At 45.5% G+C, this 19,314-nt stretch carries 16 protein-coding genes; 4 read left to right on the forward strand and 12 right to left on the reverse strand.

Annotated elements, in window-relative coordinates; translation table 11 throughout:
• Nucleotides 1-24: 24 nt before the first annotated feature.
• From AC1DLI_RS28735 to AC1DLI_RS28770, 8 genes are all read right to left on the reverse strand, one after another.
• The gene (locus tag AC1DLI_RS28735) at nucleotides 25-1,560 is read right to left on the reverse strand and encodes an ABC transporter ATP-binding protein (RefSeq protein ID WP_477608277.1); all 1,536 of its coding nucleotides are present in this window, start codon (nucleotides 1,558-1,560) and stop codon (nucleotides 25-27) included.
• Nucleotides 1,561-1,728: 168 nt separating this feature from the next.
• Nucleotides 1,729-2,886, reverse strand: coding sequence for a BMP family ABC transporter substrate-binding protein (locus AC1DLI_RS28740; protein WP_477608279.1), 1,158 nt, complete (start codon nucleotides 2,884-2,886; stop codon nucleotides 1,729-1,731).
• Nucleotides 2,887-3,178: 292 nt separating this feature from the next.
• On the reverse strand, nucleotides 3,179-3,808 hold the full coding sequence (locus tag AC1DLI_RS28745; protein ID WP_477608281.1) for a nucleotidyltransferase family protein: 630 nt from the start codon (nucleotides 3,806-3,808) through the stop codon (nucleotides 3,179-3,181).
• Nucleotides 3,720-4,823: an XdhC family protein gene (locus tag AC1DLI_RS28750; protein WP_477608283.1), complete on the reverse strand. Its 1,104-nt coding sequence runs from the start codon at nucleotides 4,821-4,823 to the stop codon at nucleotides 3,720-3,722. The genes AC1DLI_RS28745 and AC1DLI_RS28750 overlap by 89 nt, the downstream gene beginning before the upstream one ends.
• 67 nt (nucleotides 4,824-4,890) lie before the next feature.
• A complete protein-coding gene (locus AC1DLI_RS28755; RefSeq protein WP_477608285.1) occupies nucleotides 4,891-6,216 on the reverse strand; it encodes a 5'-deoxyadenosine deaminase in 1,326 nt (441 codons plus the stop codon).
• A 372-nt stretch (nucleotides 6,217-6,588) separates the two neighbouring features.
• Nucleotides 6,589-7,949 (reverse strand): IS3 family transposase gene (locus tag AC1DLI_RS28760; RefSeq protein ID WP_477608287.1). Its coding sequence is split into 2 segments (ribosomal slippage): nucleotides 6,589-7,493 and nucleotides 7,493-7,949, totalling 1,362 coding nucleotides; the frame shifts between segments, so codons are not numbered across the junction.
• Nucleotides 7,950-7,968: 19 nt separating this feature from the next.
• A complete protein-coding gene (locus tag AC1DLI_RS28765; protein ID WP_477608289.1) occupies nucleotides 7,969-8,946 on the reverse strand; it encodes a serine hydrolase domain-containing protein in 978 nt (325 codons plus the stop codon).
• Between the two features lie 17 nt (nucleotides 8,947-8,963).
• On the reverse strand, nucleotides 8,964-10,370 hold the full coding sequence (locus tag AC1DLI_RS28770) for an MDR family MFS transporter (protein ID WP_477608291.1): 1,407 nt from the start codon (nucleotides 10,368-10,370) through the stop codon (nucleotides 8,964-8,966).
• Between the two features lie 551 nt (nucleotides 10,371-10,921).
• On the opposite strand from AC1DLI_RS28770, the gene AC1DLI_RS28775 reads away from it, so the two are divergent.
• Complete coding sequence (locus tag AC1DLI_RS28775) at nucleotides 10,922-11,539, forward strand: DedA family protein (protein ID WP_477608293.1); 618 nt, start codon at nucleotides 10,922-10,924, stop codon at nucleotides 11,537-11,539.
• 280 nt (nucleotides 11,540-11,819) lie between these two features.
• Nucleotides 11,820-13,271: a SulP family inorganic anion transporter gene (locus tag AC1DLI_RS28780; protein WP_477608295.1), complete on the forward strand. Its 1,452-nt coding sequence runs from the start codon at nucleotides 11,820-11,822 to the stop codon at nucleotides 13,269-13,271.
• 63 nt (nucleotides 13,272-13,334) lie between these two features.
• On the opposite strand, the gene AC1DLI_RS28785 is transcribed toward AC1DLI_RS28780, so the two are convergent.
• Together AC1DLI_RS28785 and AC1DLI_RS28790 are read right to left on the reverse strand one after the other, a co-directional pair.
• Nucleotides 13,335-13,616 carry a hypothetical protein gene (locus AC1DLI_RS28785; protein WP_477608297.1) on the reverse strand — a complete coding sequence of 94 codons (282 nt, stop codon included), beginning with the start codon at nucleotides 13,614-13,616 and terminating at the stop codon, nucleotides 13,335-13,337.
• Between the two features lie 20 nt (nucleotides 13,617-13,636).
• Nucleotides 13,637-14,077: a DUF6376 family protein gene (locus AC1DLI_RS28790; RefSeq protein WP_477608299.1), complete on the reverse strand. Its 441-nt coding sequence runs from the start codon at nucleotides 14,075-14,077 to the stop codon at nucleotides 13,637-13,639.
• 122 nt (nucleotides 14,078-14,199) lie between these two features.
• Between AC1DLI_RS28790 and AC1DLI_RS28795 the strand changes: the two genes are divergently transcribed.
• Nucleotides 14,200-15,612: a hypothetical protein gene (locus tag AC1DLI_RS28795; RefSeq protein ID WP_477608301.1), complete on the forward strand. Its 1,413-nt coding sequence runs from the start codon at nucleotides 14,200-14,202 to the stop codon at nucleotides 15,610-15,612.
• Here AC1DLI_RS28795 and AC1DLI_RS28800 read toward each other — a convergent pair.
• Nucleotides 15,596-16,177: a hypothetical protein gene (locus tag AC1DLI_RS28800; protein ID WP_477608303.1), complete on the reverse strand. Its 582-nt coding sequence runs from the start codon at nucleotides 16,175-16,177 to the stop codon at nucleotides 15,596-15,598. The genes AC1DLI_RS28795 and AC1DLI_RS28800 overlap by 17 nt on opposite strands.
• A gap of 144 nt (nucleotides 16,178-16,321) precedes the next feature.
• On the reverse strand, nucleotides 16,322-18,544 hold the full coding sequence (locus tag AC1DLI_RS28805; RefSeq protein ID WP_477608305.1) for an MMPL family transporter: 2,223 nt from the start codon (nucleotides 18,542-18,544) through the stop codon (nucleotides 16,322-16,324).
• A 133-nt stretch (nucleotides 18,545-18,677) separates the two neighbouring features.
• Between AC1DLI_RS28805 and AC1DLI_RS28810 the strand changes: the two genes are divergently transcribed.
• Nucleotides 18,678-19,292, forward strand: a complete 615-nt coding sequence (locus AC1DLI_RS28810) for a TetR/AcrR family transcriptional regulator (protein ID WP_477608307.1) — start codon at nucleotides 18,678-18,680, stop codon at nucleotides 19,290-19,292.
• The last annotated feature ends 22 nt before the right edge of the window (nucleotides 19,293-19,314 follow it).

Consider the following 19,314-nt stretch of genomic DNA (forward strand, 5'->3'; position numbering starts at 1 on the left):
TGCTAAGGCTCGGCTTTTGTTCACTCATCCAGCTACCTCCTCATCGACCTGGAGACCAGCCATAAACATCCCAATTTTTTCGCGATCTGCTTTTTCCCGCGACATTTCTCCTACAATTTGACCGTTATAAATAACCAAAATCCGATCAGACAGCTGAATCACTTCATCCAAATCTTCTGAAATAAGCAAAACGCTCTTGCCGCCGTCCCGCATTTCAGCTAATAAACGATGGACTCCMTCCGTTGCTCCAACGTCCAGCCCTTGTGTCGGATGAACGGCTACCATCAGCAGCGGCTCTTGATGAATCTCTCTTGCGAATAATAGTTTTTGTTGATTCCCGCCAGACAATTGCTGTACGGGAGCGTCAAGTCCAGAGGTTCTTACATCGAATTGCTCGACCAGCCCTTCCGCCCATGAACGATTCATTCCCATTCGCAGAAAGCCAAAGCGCGAGCGTTCTTTTGTCCGGTAGGATTTGAACAATAAATTGTCGACAATGCCGAGACTGCCGGCAAGTCCGCTTTTCATGCGATTCTCAGGCACATGGGCAATGCCAGCCTCAATCGCTGCGCGAACCGATCCGTTTTTCAAATCCTTTCCTTCAAAAAGTATCGTCCCGCGCTTCCACGTTCTTAAGCCCGTAAGCATCTCGGCAAGCTCCTTCTGGCCGTTACCTGCAACTCCCGCTACGCCTACAATTTCTCCTTCATTCACATGCAGCGTAAAATGATCCAGCGATTTTCTGTCGTGATCTGCATATACGTCAACCTGCTTTACATCAAGCAATCGTTTTCCTGGCGCACGAGGGAGGAACGTCCTGCTTTCACCAAGCTCTTTGCCGACCATCAGTTTGGCAAGATCCCGCTCATTCGTTGCTGATTTTTCCATGCTGTGGATGAGCTTCCCTTTCCGCATCACCGAAATATGATCCGAAGCGGCCATGACTTCCTTCAGCTTATGCGTAGTTAGAATGATCGTTTTCCCCTCAGCCTTCATATGCTGAAGCGTTTCAAACAGCTGCTCGGCCTCACCTGGCGTTAACACAGAGGTCGGCTCATCCAAAATAATGAGGCTGGCGCCGCGGTAAAGCGTCTTTACGATTTCTACGCGCTGCTGCTCCCCCACGGAGAGCTGCCAGATCGGGCGGTTTACGGGGAACGCTAAGCCAAACTGCTTAGCAATCGCTTCAATTTCCTGCTGTTTGTCGTTCATCCATTTCGCGCCGCGCCAAAACGATGATTTTTCGCCCAGAACAATATTCTCAGCAGCTGTCAGTGTCTGTACGAGACGGAAATTCTGAAAAACCATGCCGACACCGAGCTTCATCGCATCCTTTGGCGATCGGATCTTTGCCAGCTCACCATGCAGGAGGATATCGCCGCTAGTTGGTCTGTACACGCCTGACAGCATGCACATCATCGTACTCTTGCCGGCACCGTTCTCTCCAAGCAGCGCATGAATTTGTCCAGGCTTCGCGCGAAAATCGACAAGATCATTCGCTACAACAGAGCCAAACTGCTTAACGATCTGGCGCATTTCTACCGAATAAGTTTCATGCATGCAATACCTCCTAAGGTTTGTGGAACAAACCATTTTCGTAAGCAATAGCTTAAAACTTGTGGAACGAACTTGCTTCATAAGCTTGCTCTCTATCCGAAAAGCTGTGAATAAATCAACAAATCCCTTAATTCAGGGATTTGTTGACTTCTCCATATATGCAAAGAACAATTATTTCGGAATCGTGCCCTCTACTCCGTCTACGAACCAATCCATGATCAAAATGTCATCAAGCGTTAGGGTCTTGCCATCCTCAACCTTCACGGCTCCCGAAGCGTCCTTTATCGGACCCGAAAACACATTAAGCTCGCCGCTTACTAGCTTCGCTTTCGTTTCGGTCACCAACGTCTTCACGTCCTCCGGCACGCTTGGTCCAAGCGGCGCGATATCTACCATTCCGTCTGCCATAGAGCCTGAATACTGCTCGCTTTTCCAGGTCCCGTCGATGATCGATTGTACGGTCTTCGTATAATAAGGACCCCAATTCCATATCGGATTCGTTAAGTACGCTTCTGGAGCAAATCTGGTCATGTCCGAGTCATTGCCGCCAGCCATAGCGCCTCGCTCGGCTGCAGCTTGCAGCGTTGCCGGTGAATCCTGATAAGCCAGCAGAACATCGGCACCTTTATCCAGCAAGCTTACGGCTGCCTGACGCTCAGTCGTCGGGTCATACCAAGTATTTGTCCAAACGACACTAACCTTTGCATCTGGGTTTACGCTTTGAACGCCCAGTGTGAAGGCGTTTATGTTATAAATAACCTCTGGTATCGGAAATGCACCCACATAACCAATGATGTTTTTCTTCGTCATTTTTCCGGCTGCAATACCGCTTAAGTAGCTGGCATCAAAGTTTTTGCCGAAGAAGGTTCCCATGTTATCATTCGTTTTGTAGCCGGCCGTATGAAGAAACTTCACGTTTGGAAATTTCTTTGCGACGTTAAGAGTGTAATCCATGTACCCGAAGCTTGTTGTAAATATAACGTCATGGTTCTGGGCGAGCTCTGTAATAATACGTTCCGCATCCGCGCTCTCAGGCACGTTTTCAACCGTATCTGCTTTAATGCCCAGCTTTTCTTCCATGTACAATCTGCCCTTGTCATGCTCAAAAGTCCAACCGCCGTCACCAGGAGGCCCGATATAAACGAATGCGACGCGCGGCAGTTTGGCCGGCGCATCGGTTGCAGTGCCTTCGGCAGCCGATTCAGTAGGAGAATTCGCTGCACCTTCATTGGCGTTGTTCGCATTGCTGCCGGAACAGCCGCTAATGACGAATACAAATGCTAGCAATAGGGCTAAGCTTACGGATAATGCTTTTTTGTGCTTTTTCATACGGTTCCTCCCCGACTCTCTATTTTTTTCGAAAGCTGATAACGTACAAGTCTTCCATGTACACTGTCAATCTCTCATCGCGAAATCCTTTCGATTTGTGCCGGATAAGGCTTCAATCGAATTCGCTAGTTTTGGAGTAAAAAACCAACAACGTAATTTCAATATAGGACGACGTTAACTATATGTCAATATATATAACATTAATTTTTTAAGCCATAAGAATATACTTGTTTTTGTGCGAATCGCACAAATGAACTGTCATTTATGTTATATATATTCACATTAGATTGATCTAGCACAGGAATTCAGTGTCTAAAAAGTGTTTTTTGGCCCACTCCAAATCAGCAGGCGTATCCACATCAAATAAAGCCTGCTCATCTGCAGCCACTAAACCATACCCTTTGAATTGTGGCGAATGAAATAGTTTACGAGCTCCAGCATCACCCTGTAAGCCTAGCAAAGCAGCGAACATGGACCTTGATAAAACAGCAGGAGGCGTTAATGCGATTTCTTTTTCCTCTGTGTCATGGATTGCTGTCGCAACAAAATCCAGCTCAGGCCTCTCAATCCAGTAACGGATCAGCTCTGCAATCATTTCAGCACAAATAAACGGCTGATCTGCCAAAGTGACCAATATGGCATCGGTAGCCGGCTCATCGCTTATGATGGCGTGAACGCCTTGTCTAATCGAATGGGACATGCCCATGGTTGATTCTGCGCATGAAACAATCGATAACGATGGGCTTGCAGAAGAAATGGCGAAATCCGCTATCCCTTCTGCTGCAGCGATCCACTCTAGTGAATCCTCCGTACTCACGACCACCTTTATGCTATTAAGAGGGCTGGTTAATAGAGCACGCAGTCCCAGACTTGCGAGCGGCTGGCCCGTCGCTAATTCGAGCGACTGCTTTCGCGTCCCCATGCGTTTGCTCTGTCCCGCTGCCAAATAAAGGGCTGAAATAAGCATCTCTCCCTCTCCCCTTTCGCTGACCCGCTTGACGTCCTGCGCGAATAGCAATCAATTCGGCAGCAATGCTAACCGCAATTTCATAAGGGCCGTCCGCACCAATAGACAGTCCGATCGGCGCCCTAACATTTGATGGAATTAAAAATGTCTCAAACAGCATGCGAATCCGTTTTTTTGAGCCTAATATTCCGAGATAAACAAGCGGAATCGGCAGTGCCAGCCGAATCATATCCTTATCCCGCTGCAAATTGTGGCTGCAGACGATTAAATAATCAGTAGAACGAAACTGAAGCTGCTCCGCGATTTGTTCAGGCGTACCTATAACGCATTCCGCCTCAGGAAAACGCTCCTTTGTACATAAAGCCGGCCGCCAATCCGTCATTACCACTCGAAATCCGATTTGTTTTACGAGCGCGTAGATCGCCTCTGCATCCTTGCCCGCACCGAATAAAATCAGCCTTGGTCTTGGGCTTATCATGACGGAAAGCTGATTAGGGACATCATCCTTCTTATCCAAATAGGCAATGGCGAAATGACTTTCCGATTCGGCATGAAGCGAATATTTGATTTCTTTTTCATCCCAGATGCGCGCAAGCCTAACCGACTCTCCCGTTTCGTTCCGTCTTTTTGCTTCGAGCAGCAGCTCTCGCAGCCGGTCCTCAACGGGCTCCAGCAATATCCGAAGCTCACCGCCGCAGCCTATTGCCTCTCCCCAAATCACATCCTCATCTGCATTCAAGTTATAGGTCATGCATTCAAATCGGCCCGACTCCCTTACCCTTATCGCCCTTTCTTGCAAATCATGCTCCAAGCAGCCCGGGCTAACCGAACCAATTTGTATACCGCTCGCCGTAAACAGCATCGACGCACCTGCTTTGCGATAGGAATGCCCCTCAACGCAGAGGATCGTCGCAATTACGCTTTGATCATTGCCGCCCTCTATCCATTCCAATATCTCATGCATATCCATTCGTTATTCCTCCCTAGGCATCAGCCCATATAAGGGTTGAATCCAACGCTTTGAACGAATCCCATTCCTATAAACGTTCGATTAATCTTCGCAATGCATGATCCGCTTCTTTTAGAACAATCTTTTTGTCAACCGTTCGCACCAGCTTGTTCTCCATCACAATTTGACCATCGATCAATACCGTATCCACATCGCCTCTCGTTGCCGCATAAACAACTCTCGAATACCAATCCGCGTCAAAGGACGGATACACATGAAAATCCTCTAAATCAAGAAGCTGTAAATCCGCCAGCTTCCCTGGCTCGATGCTGCCAATTTCCATCTCTAGCCCAAGTACCTTGGCCCCACCCATCGTCGCCATCCGAAGCACCGTTTTAGCGTTCATAATCGTAGGTCCATGTTTCACCTTTTGCATATAAGCGGTTAGACGCATCTCCTGGAACATATCTAAATTATTATTGCATGGCGCGCCATCCGCACCGATTCCGACATCAATGCCTTGTTCCAGCAGGAGCGGGATCTCCGCTATGCCTGAAGCAAGCTTCATATTAGAACCCGGGCAGTGGGTCACCTTAACGCCTCTCTCCCGGATGATTCTTTTCTCTTCATCATCCAACCATATACTATGTGCCAGTATCAAATTAGGTTTAGCCAACCCAATATGATCCAAATAAACTACATTCCGCATGCCGCGTTCTGCTTCTACCATTGCGATTTCGCCTACATTTTCCGATGCATGCGTATGCACCATAACACCGTACTTCGCAGAGAGATCACGAACGCCAATCAGCAGCTCTTCCGTACAGGAAACAACGAACCTTGGACAAAAGGCATAGTGAATTCTTCCATTTTCCGCGCCATGCCATTTCTCCAACAAATCCACGCTGTCTTGAAGCGATTTTTGCGTATTCTCCTGCAAGGCAAGCGGTACCTCCGAACCGTGATCCATCATGACCTTGCCTGAAAGTGCCCGAATCCCGCTTTCTTTAATGGCTTGGAAAGCCGATTCCGTGTGATGCACGGTTTCCATGTCCAAAATGGTCGTCGTACCGCTTCGAATCAACTCCCCGATTCCCAGCATGGCGGAGTAATAAACGGAATCCTCGCTGTGAGCAGCTTCAAGCGGCCAAATCTTCTCTTTAAGCCATTCAATCAATGAAAGATCATCCGCTCTGCCGCGGAATAGCGTTTGACAAAGATGAATATGCGTCTGAACGAATCCGGGAAGCAGCACCTTACCGCCAGCATCCAGTATGCGATCCGCTGAGCTCACTTCCAGCCTTTCTCCCATTTGGGTTATCCGGTTTCCTTCTATTAATACATCGCCAGTGAAAATAAGGTCCTGCTCATTCATTGTCATCACGACGGCGTTCTGAATTAGTATGGTTGTCATATTAACCCTCCTCAAGCCTCTATTGCCGCTTCTGAATAACATATTCAACACAGTCGATATGCACGCTATATTTCCTTGTTGTAATCAAAAAGCAAATGATCGTAATATTCTGTCTATTATAATTACGGATTCCCCATCATTTTGCCAAAGAGCAAGGTAAAACTGAAGAACACTTGCAATATGTAAGATTATCTAACATCATAATGCAGAATCGATGGTTAGGCAATACAGTATACAAAATATTTATATACTTCAGGTTTACTTCTCGCACGTACCTGACATATATATAACGCGTTTTTTGCTATAAAACATAAAAACAGCCAACGAATCTCAGTCATTCGTGAAGTGACCCCTTAAAGTTAGACAATATTTTTATGCAACCTGTTGGGCATGAGTTCGGTATTGTACCGGGCTCATGCCTTTTAATTTTGACTTGATGCGTTTGTGATTATAGTAATCAATGTATCGTGCTAGTTCTTGCTTGAAGTGATCTACACTTTCAAACTCATTAAGATAAAGAAACTCTGACTTCATAATGCCAAAGAAGTTTTCCATTACTGCGTTATCGTAACAGTTTCCTTTGCGCGACATGCTTTGGGTAATTCCTTGTTTCTTCAATGCATGTTGATACTGCTTCATCTGATAGTGCCAGCCTTGATCCGAATGCAGGAGGAGTTCATCCTCGTCGGATAAGCGTTTTAAAGCCTTATTTAGCATCTCAGAGACTAATGAATAGGTAGGACGAGTCCCTATTGTATAGGTTATAATTTCACCGTTAAACAAGTCCAGAACAGGTGATAAATACAGCTTCTCACCAAACAACTTAAATTCCGTAATATCGGTAACCCACTTCTCATTTGGCCTATCTGCTTGAAAATTACGATCCAGTGCGTTAGGCGCAATTTTGCCTACTGTTCCTTTATTGGAACGATATTTCTTCATACGCACCACTGATTTCAAGCCTAATTCTTTCATGATACGCTGCACTTTTTTATGATTAACTCGGTGTCCCCGATTAAATAGTTCATCACGGATACGACGATAGCCATAACGTCCCTGATGTTCCTCGTATATGGATGTTATAAGGAGTTTCAGGTCTGCGTCTAGATCGGGCTTGTCAAATTGCTTTACCCAGTAATAAAAGGTACTACGTGGGACGTCAGCGAACGCTAGCAATGCAACCACCGGGAATTGAAGCCTTAATTCATAGACTACTTGCGCTTTGTCTTGTTTGGTGATTTTTCCTTGTTTTGAACTAAGGCATTCAACTTTTTTAAGTAGGCATTTTCCATACGCAAACGTTCTAATTCAGCTTGTAGAGCTTCAACTGAGCCCTTGGCAGGTACTTGTTTCTTCGTAATGTTTTCGTTCTTATCTGTCATGAGTGGACGCCCCTTTTTCTTTGATTTCAGGGCGTCCATTCCATGTTCATTGAATTGACTGCGCCATTTTCTAATGATCCCAGGAGAGGATATATTGAAAATGACAGCAGCTTCATTTGGTGACGTCCCATTCTCGTTCATATAGTTGAGTACGTCTAGTTTAAATGGCATGGTGTAAGTTGTATAGCTCTTTTCAAAAGCTTCTATGCCGTGATATTCGTATTGCCTAATCCACATACGTAAAACTTCATGATTTATCCCTAATGATTTCGCAATGCTTTTGACTCCTTCAGCACCATTCTGATACCGATGGATGGCCTCCAATTTCTCATCTAAACTGAATTTAGGCAAAAAAACTGCACCTCCTTTGTTAGTCGTGTCTAACAAATGGGGTGCAGTTCATCGCTGGCTGTTTTTTTCCCAGACAAGCAGGAATAATATGCTCGAAGATAAGACGCCTCGACCAAATGGCATCGTTTCGTTTCGTTATTTGTTTTCGAACGACAATGACAAGCTCATGCTGGGGAGCTGCAAGCAAATATTGACCGCCATGGCCAAAAGCAAAATAACAATCGCACTGCCCGTTGTGGCTCTCGGGTGAATGCCACCAATGGTAGCCGTAGCCGCCATAAATCGGCGGCTCATATTGCAACAACCCGCGATGATGCAGCCTTGTTGATTCCTCTACCCACCCAGTCGAAAGAAGCTGACGATCTTCACAGCGGCCATTTTGAACAAATAGGCTCCCGATCTTAGCGAGATCTTTTCCGTACAGATAAAGGCCGGTGCCGCCTTCGTTTACGCCTGCACGTTCCATCCAGCGAGCCCCCTGAAAACCAAGAGGACCAAACAAATGATCCTTTGCAAAAGAAAGCGCCGACCTCCCTGTTGCTCTCGTGAGTATGACCGATAATAAATGCGACCCGCCTGAGTTATAGGCGAAAGCCATTCCTGGATCAGAGATAAGCGGCTGCTTAAACACAAATTGAACAGGATCTTCCGCCGCTTTAAAAGCCTTATAGGGCTTGTCAAAGTCCGGCCAATCAAAGCCCGGCGTCATCGTCAGCAGATGCTCGATTGTGATCTTTCCGAGCGAATCGCTGATCTCCGGTGGATGCTCCAGAAAATCGGAAATTGGTTGATCAACGCTTGTAATCAGCTGTTTATCAATTGCGATGCCAATCAAAGCGGATAAAATGCTCTTCGTACAGGAATAAAGCGGACCGATTGAATCCTTTCCGCTGTCAAACCATTCCCCAAGCAGGTCTGTTCCTTTTAGCACAATGACCGATTTGATTTTTTTATCGGTAAACTGTTTGCAGTAAGAGTCCAGATCAATGGAATTCATAGGCTAAATCGACCTTTCTAAGAAGCGTTTCTTTGCTGCTGTACGACTTGTTTAAGCTTTGGCATCCTTAGAGAAACAATGACGACAAATACCGATAAAACGGCAACCCAGATGAAAATCGTATGTAAGCTTCCAGCAAGAACGGTTGGTTCAATCCGATCTGCACTTCCTGTTTGCAGCAGCAAGCCAAATATCGTTATTCCAATCGTTTGACCCAGTGTACGAATGAAATTATTGCTGGCAACAGCCGAACCGCGCAGCTCCCATTCAACAGATGAAGAAACGGCAACGGTTAATGAGGTCAGCGACAATCCAAAGGACAAACCTGCCATAAACGTATATGCGATAAATAAAACAATCGAGGTGTCAGCTATCATGAAAGAAAATCCAATGCTGCTTGCTAGCAGGAAACATGACCCTGCAACAGAGATGTAGCGCAGACCTTTTTTGGATATCCAATTTCCGGCTAATATCGAGCCTAACGGCCAGGCAATCGAAAGCGGAATCATGGCGAGACCTGAATAAGTAGCCGGCTTGCCATATACACCTTGAATCCATAGCGGCAGATAAAAGATAACGACGACATTTATAACGCATAATAAAAAACTGTCAATATTGGCCATTCTGATGATTTTATTCCGGAAAAGCTGAAATGGAATAATCGGCTCAGGCGACCGTTTTTCGATTCGGGCAAACAGGATGAAAAAAACAATGGAAATGGCAAGTAGCACGCCAATCAATCCGATAGCGCCCGTACCGCTTCCTTCCTCGTTACGAATGAGCGTCATGGCATATAAGAAGCAGAACATCGCGATCGTAAAGGTGATAATACCCGGAAAATCGATATGTCTTTTTTTCTTCTCCAATGCTTCCCGAAGTGAAGTAGATAATAAATAAATAGCTACGATACCAAACGGAAGGTTCATATAAAATATAGCCCGCCAGGATATATAGTCCACTAATAATCCGCCAAACAGAGGACCGGAGATACCAGCTATTCCCCAAATGCTTGACATCCAGCCCTGCACTTTAGCTCGCTTCTCAAAAGAATACAAATCCCCGATAATCGTATAGGGTATAGTCGTTAGAGCCCCTGCGCCTAAGCCTTGAAGTGCCCGAAACCATATTAACTGGTTCATCGTTTGAGCCACGCCCGATAGCATCGAGCCGGCAAGAAAAATTAACGCTCCAATGATAAACATTGTTTTGCGTCCATACAAATCGGACAGCTTACCGTACACCGGCGTTGTTATGACCGTTGCCAGCAAGTAAATCGAAATAATCCAGCTGTATTGCTGTATGCCTTGAAGCTCACCCGTGATGCTGGGCATTGCCGTGCTGACGATCGTACCCTCGATGGCAGCCAAAAATGTGGCAACGAACAAGGCGATCGTTACTTTCTTCCGAGTTTGATTCGCGTTCATTTTTCCTCCTTACAGTATCTTGCAAATAGTGCCAGATTAAAACCGAAGATGACCTATTCTATTATGATCGCTGTAAGCGCGAAATATCAACTTTTTATTCCGATTAAGATGTTCTTGGAACAGCATCCATCTTCCATTGTAAGCAGACCCTGGTACAAAGCCGCAAGAGATAAGGCTGCCGTTCGGTCTCTGACAATTTCCAAAAAGCCTGATCAGTGAATAGTTGGCATAGAACATGCTCCGCCGCTTTGCTTGCTGCTTGTTCATCTATTAACAGCGTCACGCATAATGTATAACTTAGCGATTCATATCGCCTTAACGCCAACACCTTTTGCCCGAAATCAAACATGAGAATAGCCGCCCCTTCATACACATCAAACCTATTCCCTATTGTATCTGCTCCGTTTATGTAATTAGTTACGAAATGGTTAAATTTGAATCCTTTCGTCACGATGTACGTATGTATGGTATCCTTTCGGATGCGGATATGTTAACATATTTGAAGTGATTTAATATGAATTCTAATTTTTGGAAGGTTAGGATGTTGCGTAATGTATGATTTATTATTAAATATAATCGAAGAAATCGGATATTTTGCCTTATTTCTTGTCTTATGTCTCGGGTTAATCGGATTACCTATTCCCAACGAAGCAGTCGTGATGACCGGCGGCGCTTTAGCGGAATCAGGCGTTTTATTGCCATTACCTGCATTTATCATGACTTGCCTCGGCATCTGTTCTGCAATGACATTCGGATACAGCATCGGAAGGTTTGCTGGCAGCAAATTATCCAACTGGTTTAGCAGCAAAAAAAACATAAGCAAGTTTGTAACCAAATCCGAACAGCTTAGCGAACGTTATGGCGGCTATGCCATTAGTCTTAGCCTTTGCCTTCCCTTTCTAAGGCATGTAACCCCCTATGTGATGGGGATGAATCGGATGAATTACAAACGATTTGCGCTCTTTGCCTATCCTTCCGCCTTTGTCTGGACCCTGATCTACTTTATTATCGGTTCATTCGTAGGGGATCAGGTGCAAGCTCTCTCAGATCATATTTACAAATACGGCATTTGGATCGTTTATGCGCTGGCCGCTGTTGTTTTAAGCTTTATTGTTTATCGATTTGTGAAAGGCAGACAACAAAAGAATCAGGTTGAGCGGCCGATGTAGAATATTTACCAACAAAAGAACCATCGCTAACGGGCGATGGTTCTTTTGTATGTCAACAACTATTTATCGAAAATAAAGAATCCAAGTGAAATGAATAGCATTTCATCGATGTAAGCGCTTAAACGAAGTTTCATAACATGATTATCGTTCATCTTTTGATGTATAATTACGCTCAGTGTGCATCGGCCCCGACTTTTCTGAGAGTGAAAAGTCATCTAGGAGATACATCTGCTCCAAACCATCTTCGCGTTTCAATTATTTTAAGGGAGGTTTCTTTGCTTTGCTTGAAAAACTAAAAAAATCATGGTTTTCGAATGTACGAGGCGATATTCTGGCAGGGATTACGGTAGCTTTAGCTCTCATTCCAGAATCCATTTCCTTCTCGTTAATGGTAGGAGTCGGACCGATGGTTGGCTTATATGCCTCATTCTGCATCGCAGTCATTATTTCTATTGTCGGCGGTAGACCCGGCATGATCTCAGCAGCGACGGGTGCTATGGCTTTGTTAATGGTTTCGCTTGTCAAGGACCATGGCATCGAATATTTGTTTGCAGCGACAATTTTGGCAGGACTTTTGCAATATATAATGGGGGTTCTAAAGCTAGGACAGCTCATTTCATTTGTGCCACAGTCCGTCATGCTCGGCTTTGTCAACGCGCTGGGCATTTTAATCTTCACTACTCAGCTTGTTCATTTTGTAGGCGCGAGCTGGATTATGTATGCGTTAGTTGCTTTGACATTAGTTATCATCTACACGCTGCCAAAGTTCACCAAGATCATACCTTCACCTCTTGCCGCGATCATTATCGTTTCCATCATCGCAGTAGCCATTGGAGCGGATCTCAAAACCGTTGGCGATAGAGGTCTAGTGGAAAGCACGCTGCCTATGTTCCACATTCCGGATATCCTATTCTCGTTTAAGACGCTATGGATCATTTTGCCTTATTCCTTCTCATTATCTATTGTAGGCATATTAGAGTCGCTTTTGACTGCATCGGTGCTTGATGAAATGACCGATACAGGCAGTAATAAAAATAAAGAAGTTCGCGGTCAAGGCATAGCTAACATGGCGACCGGCTTTTTCGGCGGTATGGCCGGCTGCGCATTGATTGGTCAATCGGTTATCAACACCAAATCCGGAGGACGTACAAGACTTTCAACACTAGTGGCAGGCGCCTTTTTATTTTTTCTAATTATGGCACTTAGTGATGTTGTTAATAAAATTCCGATGGCTGCCTTAGTAGGTGTCATGATCATGGTCTCGATCAGTACTTTCGATTGGAAGTCCGTTTTCCAAATCCACAAGGTACCGCGAACCGATGCGGTCATTATGATCGTTACCGTAATTATTGTATTAATTACACATGATCTGTCGAAAGGAGTTTTTGCAGGCGTTGTGCTTAGTGCCTTTGTATTCGTCGGCAAAATGGCAAAAATACGCGTTTCTGCTGCTGCAAACAATTCCAAGACACGAACCTATAAAGTAACGGGTCAGTTGTTCTTCGGTACAACCAGCCGTTTCGTCTCCTTATTCGATTACCAAAATGATCCTAAGCATATCACACTGGACTTCAGCAGCTCGCATGTGTGGGATCAATCAGCCGTAACCGCGATCGCGAAGGTGAAAAGCAAATACGAGCAATTGAACAAACAGGTATCGTTCATTGGACTTAATGAAGAAAGCAAATTGATCATTCGCAATTTAGGTTTAACGTCATCAGGCAGCCATTAATCAAAAAAAAGCCCATGCATACACACTTTCATGTGTGATCGCATGGTCTTTTTAATGAAACGGCTATTCTGGTTTTTCAAGCTTTTCCTTTGCCGTATCGACAAGAAAATCAAACAGCTCATCATCTTCTTCCAATAGATCCTCAAGCGCTAGCAATTGCTCTTCCTTACCTGATTCATGCAAGAAAAACAAGCCGTAGCCCCATTCTTTTCCTTTCTTGCTGTGAAGAGCTATTTCGTACTCATTCACGTGGCCTTCTACCCCGAAATGCACCTTGCCAACATAACCGTCTTCCTTTGAATAAGTCATCGATGCTTCCAATACGTTGATGTTAATCACTTTCATTCTTCCTTCCTGTTCGTTCGTTACGGTGTCAGTTGATTAATTTGGTTGAGCAGCTCATTGATTTTGATGATCGTATCCGGAATTCCCGTTGATTCGAATACAGCTCTTCCCTGCTCGATATTGGTGAGAGCTTGATCAATCCCCTTTTGCAGCGACGCATTATATTCTGCAATCGATTGATGGAGCTCCTTGGCATAATCAGGCACCTGCAGACCTTCATAATGAATGACCTGTTCCTTCAGCGCAACGAGCTGCTCTTTCAGATTAGTTCTTGCATCAAGATCATTCACAGCTTGTGCCGCAAGTGTATTCATATCTTGTCCGAAGTCCGTCAGCGTTTGCAGGTAATTCGTCGTTTCCGTTGCAAAATTTACCGTTTGACCTACTTCTTCAATCATACCACAGCCTGCTGTCAGAAGCATTATAGAGAGCATTAACATCGTTATACTTCGCTTTATCATAAAATCCCTCCTAGTTAAAATCGTCCCGAACCCGAGATGAACGCCTATCTTTGATCATGCATACATTACTATACGAGTTCAGCAAATGCTGGTTTCGTGTATCTCACAAGGAGATGATCGGGATGGACATTCAATTAACGGCTCTGCATTGGGTTTATTTGGGCTTCATCATCGCTATTATCGGTTTCATGCTGATGCGCCGCGATACGACGTTAATCTGTATTGCGGGCATATTAGGCATCGGTATACTTGCAACCACTTCAGCCAGCGGTTCAGTAAGCGGAATTTTTAACAGCTTTATTTTCGCTATAAAAGAATTACTGGGAACGATTTTAATTATATCCATTATCGTGGCCATGAGTCGCATTCTCATCMGAACCGGAATAAACGAAATTATGATTTCGCCGTTCACCCGGTTTTTAAGAACGCCTGCACTAGCCTTCTGGGGAATCGGCTTGATCATGATGGTCACTTCATGGTTTTTCTGGCCTTCGCCGGCGGTCGCTCTCATCGGTGCCGTTTTGCTGCCGGTTGCATTGCGCGTCGGTTTGCCAGCTCTTGGAGCCGCGGTTGCAATGAACTTGTTTGGTCATGGCATTGCCTTATCAGGTGACTATATCATTCAAGGCGCGCCTAAGCTCACAGCGGATGCCGCAGGCATTCCGGTCAGTTCTGTCATGGAGGCCAGCATACCTTTAGTCATTGTCATGGGAGTTGTGACGACGGTTGCCGCCTATTGGATGATGCGAAGAGATCAGAAATCAGGCAAATGGCGGGATGGGCTTGTGGTCTCGGCGGCAGAGACTACTCCAGACTCCGATCTTAGCGCGGTAGCTGACCGTAATGCGCTTTCTCTGCGCACGAAGCGTTGGTTAGCTGCTATTATACCTATCCTGTTCGCTTTAGATGTCGTAGCTATGTTCATCCTGGATCTTCAAGGCGGGGATGCTACTGCGCTTATCGGCGGAACAGCCATTATTATTATGCTGTTTATAACGATGCTTACACATCGCGGCAAAGGCTTCGAGAAAACAACGAGTTATTTAATAGAAGGCTTTCTATTTGGTTTTAAGGTTTTTGGTCCCGTTATCCCTATAGCCGCTTTTTTCTATTTGGGCGACTCTGGATTCCTTGCGATGTTCGGCGAAAAACTTCCTGATGCATCGCATGGAATCGTTAACGATCTAGGTATTGCACTTGCGCATGTCGTTCCTGTGAATGGCGTCGTAGGCTCTATTACGTTGACGCTTGTAGGCGCTGTGACTGGCTTAGACGGCTCCGGCTTCTCAGGCATTTCATTAGCTGGCTCGATCGCACAGCTGTTCGGCCATGCTATCGGCTCCGGCATTTCCACTTTAACGGCTCTCGGCCAAGTAGCAGCAATATGGGTTGGCGGCGGCACGATTATTCCTTGGGCGCTTATTCCTGCTGCTGCCATCTGTGGCGTTGATCCCTTTGAACTCGCTCGCCGTAACTTGAAGCCTGTGTTCATTGGACTATGTGTAACTACGATTGTTGCTATGTTCTTGATTTAATCTGTTTTCGTTTGTGGAAAAAGAGAATCATAATTGCCATAGCCGCAGCCGCTCCTATAGAAAGGAAGAACAAACCTAAATTTGAATCCTTAACGTCATGCTCAACACGATCAGGCTGCGGAGGCAATGAACCGCTTCCCAGCAGCTCAATATGCTCGCCCGCTTCACTGAGCAGAACCGTTGCACTGCAGCTTGCTTCTAGCGATTTTCCGGTTGCTGTCGCATACACCAAGTAGCGCTCACCTTCTTTAAAGGCAAAACCGCAGCTATCTTCCGCATCAGCGGTCAGCACTTCAATGGATGGCGCTACGTGGCCCTTCCATACTTCGTTCACTTGAAAGCTTGCTTTGATCGTTTTACCGCCCGAACGGAATACGGAAAGCGAAGATGCCTTTACCGATGTTGCCGTTCCTTCAAATACGGCATCGCTGCTGCTTTTGCTCTCTAGTACAGCATCCGATTTTACGCATATACATGCATTTGCAGCCGTAGGGAATGAAAAAAGGCCAGTCGTGCTCAATACGAAAATTAAAGCGATGCACATCCAAATCTTCTTGTTAGCCATTCATAATCCCCCGAATTCTCTCTATAATAGGCTTTTGAGCCTTTAAAATAATACGTTTATATATGGGAAAATGTTGCACGGATGGAAATATAAAAGGCAGTTGCCAACGAAGCCGAAGCTTCGTTAGAAACTGCCTTTCTTTTCTTACCCTTTTAAAGTCTGCTTAGCCTCTTCCACGAACTCGGCTTTTGCAGGCCAGAAAGCTTTTTTACCAAGCAATGTCGTGATCGCAGGAACTAAGAATGGACGGACAATGAAGGTATCCATTAGAACGCCAATCGCTGTTATTAATCCGAATTGGACGAGCACTTGGATCGGAAGTGACGCAAGCACGGCGAAAGTAGCTGCAAGAATAAGACCTGCTGAAGTGATGACACCGCCTGTTTCACTTACCCCCTCTTTTATCGCCTGCTTAAATGGCATCGTTTTGCGTTTTTGCCAAATGCTTGAGATCATGAAAATATTATAATCTTCTCCTAACGCAATCAGGAAAACAAACGAATAAAGCGGAATTGCTCCTTGTATGGCGTCAACGGCCATAAAGTAATGCAGAATAATCCAGCCTAAGCCAAGCGCCGCTGCATAAGAAAGCAATACGGTACCAATCAAGTAAAGCGTTGCTGTTATCGATCTTAGGTAAGCAAGCAGCAATACCATGATGAGACCAATAACTAATGGAATAATGACTAGGTTATCGCGATCGGTCAGCGCTTTAGAATCGTACTGTGCTGCCGTCTGTCCGCCAATCCAAACCTTTTGTACAGCATCCGTTACCTTCGCACCTTCGAGCGCCTCAACTGCCGCTTCTTGAAGCAGCGGGATCGTGTCCATCGCTTCTTGAGAGTAGGGGTTCGTGTTCAGGATAACGGAATATGAAAGCAAATTCGGATCATCCACGCTTTGCTTTGGTTCTAGAACATGATCAACAAGCGGCACGGCGGCCAGCTTTTCTGCCAAATCAGAAGCCGCACCGTCGGTTTGGGCAACGACAGTAATCGGGGCCAAATCGCCTGGCGTATACGTCTTGGAGATGACTTCGAACCCTTCTCTTGAGGGCATGTCTTCCGGAAAAGAAGATAACAGATCATAAGTGAATTTAATCTGGCTCGAGAAGCTTGCTAAAATACCAAGGATCAATACGGATGTAATGACCACCATCCAAGGTTTCGCAATTACCAGGCTGCCAATTTTGGAACCCAGCTTTTTCTCTGGATTAGGCTTAAGATAGATTTTCCCTTTTTTCCCTGCGCGTGCCTGCTCCATAAATTCCGTGCGCGGGATAAACGGGAAGAACGAGGCTCTGCCAATGATGGCAAGCAAAGCAGGTACCAATGTTAAGCTTGCAATACCCATAATGAGTATGGACAAGCTAAAAGGTACGGCAAAACGATCGTAAGCGCCATATTGTGCTGCCAGCAGGGCCAGTAAAGAAAGCACCACCGTAAACCCGCTCATCGCAATGGCTCCCGATGCGTCCTTGAAGGAACGCTTCAGCGCAATTAATTTGTCGCTCTCGCGTGTTAGCTCCTGACGGAAATGCGAGATGAAAAACAAACAATAATCCGTGCCCGCGCCGAACAAAAGCACCGTCATAATGGAAATCGCCTGCGCATCTACTGTTATCCAGCCCTCGCCTGCCATCCAGCCCAGTAATGGGCTCGTAACCGCATACGCGAAGCCGACGCCGACAAGCGGGATTATAGCGAGAATAGGCGAACGGTAAATGAGCAGCAGCAGTACAAGAACGATTAGCACCGTTGCGATAAGAAGCGATACATCCGCTCCTTTGAACAAATCAGTAGCATCAACGGAAATGCCCGCCGGACCGCTCACGCGCACGCTTAGCTCTGATGGATCGTCGACAGCTGTCTCAAGAGGTTTCTTACCCGAAGCGTCGCTGATCACCGTTTCTATTTCTTCGATATTTTCTTTCAAAATTTCAGTTTCTGTCTGTTCACCGAATGAAATCGGCTGCACAAGTGTTGTACCATCCTTTGAAGCAAATGCCTTCAAAGCAGGCAACGGCATCTGATGGAGCGGGATAACCTCGCCCTGCGCTTCCAACGGATTTTCTATAACATGCTGAGTTGTTTTCTGAATGAGGCTGTAATCGTCATCCGTCAAACCTCCCTCGCGATGCCAGACGACTAGAGCCGGTATACCTGATGAACTGGGAAATTTTTCTTTAATGAGCTGATCTGCAAGTACTGACGGGCTGTCCGATTTAAGATTAGGAGCATTACTCTGTTCTTTCTCGCCTACAGCAGGAAGAAACACACTAAGAAGTGCAGCGAGTATAATCCAAGCGATTAACGTTACCCATCGCGTACGGGGCCCTGCGATCAATCCGGCAAATTTTTCAATCATATTTTAAATCCTCCATTTCACATATAACCTGTTTTAGTTTAAAATTAAAACAAGTGGTTAATTAATTATATATACCCGAAGGTTAATTAATCAATCGATATATATTACAATTTTATGAATGGAGGTCATGGCCATGAGCGATGAGCAAATAAAACGCAAGCCAGGCCGCCCTAAAGGCACAGGTTCAATTCAGACAATGCAGCAAATATTGCGCACCGCTGCTTATCTATTTATGGATCAAGGGTTTGAGAAAGTATCCTTGGAGGGTGTTGCTCAAGCTTGCGGAATTACGAAAGCCAGCGTTTATTATTATTTTAATAATAAAAGCATCTTGTTTACGGAATGTCTTCAGTTTGTACTGAAAATGGCACATGATCAAACCGCTATGCTTGTCCATAACGAGGGATCGCTCAAGGAACGATTGCTGCAGGTCGCAGAGCGTCATATGAACAATGCGCATGTAGAGTTCGAAACGATGATGCGCGAAGCCTCCACTGGCTTATCCGAGGAGCAAATTGCGAGTATTCGAACCAGTGAGAGCGCCATACACGAGTTAGTCAGCTCTGTGTTTAAAAAAGCCATGGATGAAGGCGAAATCGTTCAAAGCGATCCGCTGCTGCTTGCTCATGTCTTTACAGCCATGCTGACCGTACGAAATCGCAAAGAAATTATTAATAACAAAAAAACAGTGGAACAAGCAGCGGCCGAAATCGTAGAATTACTGTGGACTGGTTTAGTGCCGCGTTAGAATGACCATTAGATGGAGGTAA

The organism is Paenibacillus sp. 01T443, from assembly GCF_056398325.1.

Bases quoted from the DNA above. Each gene is read 5' to 3' on its own strand.
- AC1DLI_RS28810 (WP_477608307.1), top strand. From the start codon at position 18,678: ATGAGCGATGAGCAAATAAAACGCAAGCCAGGCCGCCCTAAAGGCACA.
- AC1DLI_RS28805 (WP_477608305.1), bottom strand. From the start codon at position 18,544: ATGATTGAAAAATTTGCCGGATTGATCGCAGGGCCCCGTACGCGATGG.
- AC1DLI_RS28770 (WP_477608291.1), bottom strand. From the start codon at position 10,370: ATGAACGCGAATCAAACTCGGAAGAAAGTAACGATCGCCTTGTTCGTT.
- AC1DLI_RS28800 (WP_477608303.1), bottom strand. From the start codon at position 16,177: ATGGCTAACAAGAAGATTTGGATGTGCATCGCTTTAATTTTCGTATTG.
- AC1DLI_RS28740 (WP_477608279.1), bottom strand. From the start codon at position 2,886: ATGAAAAAGCACAAAAAAGCATTATCCGTAAGCTTAGCCCTATTGCTA.
- AC1DLI_RS28785 (WP_477608297.1), bottom strand. From the start codon at position 13,616: ATGAAAGTGATTAACATCAACGTATTGGAAGCATCGATGACTTATTCA.
- AC1DLI_RS28750 (WP_477608283.1), bottom strand. From the start codon at position 4,823: ATGGATATGCATGAGATATTGGAATGGATAGAGGGCGGCAATGATCAA.
- AC1DLI_RS28790 (WP_477608299.1), bottom strand. From the start codon at position 14,077: ATGATAAAGCGAAGTATAACGATGTTAATGCTCTCTATAATGCTTCTG.
- AC1DLI_RS28765 (WP_477608289.1), bottom strand. From the start codon at position 8,946: ATGAATTCCATTGATCTGGACTCTTACTGCAAACAGTTTACCGATAAA.
- AC1DLI_RS28745 (WP_477608281.1), bottom strand. From the start codon at position 3,808: ATGGGGACGCGAAAGCAGTCGCTCGAATTAGCGACGGGCCAGCCGCTC.
- AC1DLI_RS28755 (WP_477608285.1), bottom strand. From the start codon at position 6,216: ATGACAACCATACTAATTCAGAACGCCGTCGTGATGACAATGAATGAG.
- AC1DLI_RS28775 (WP_477608293.1), top strand. From the start codon at position 10,922: ATGTATGATTTATTATTAAATATAATCGAAGAAATCGGATATTTTGCC.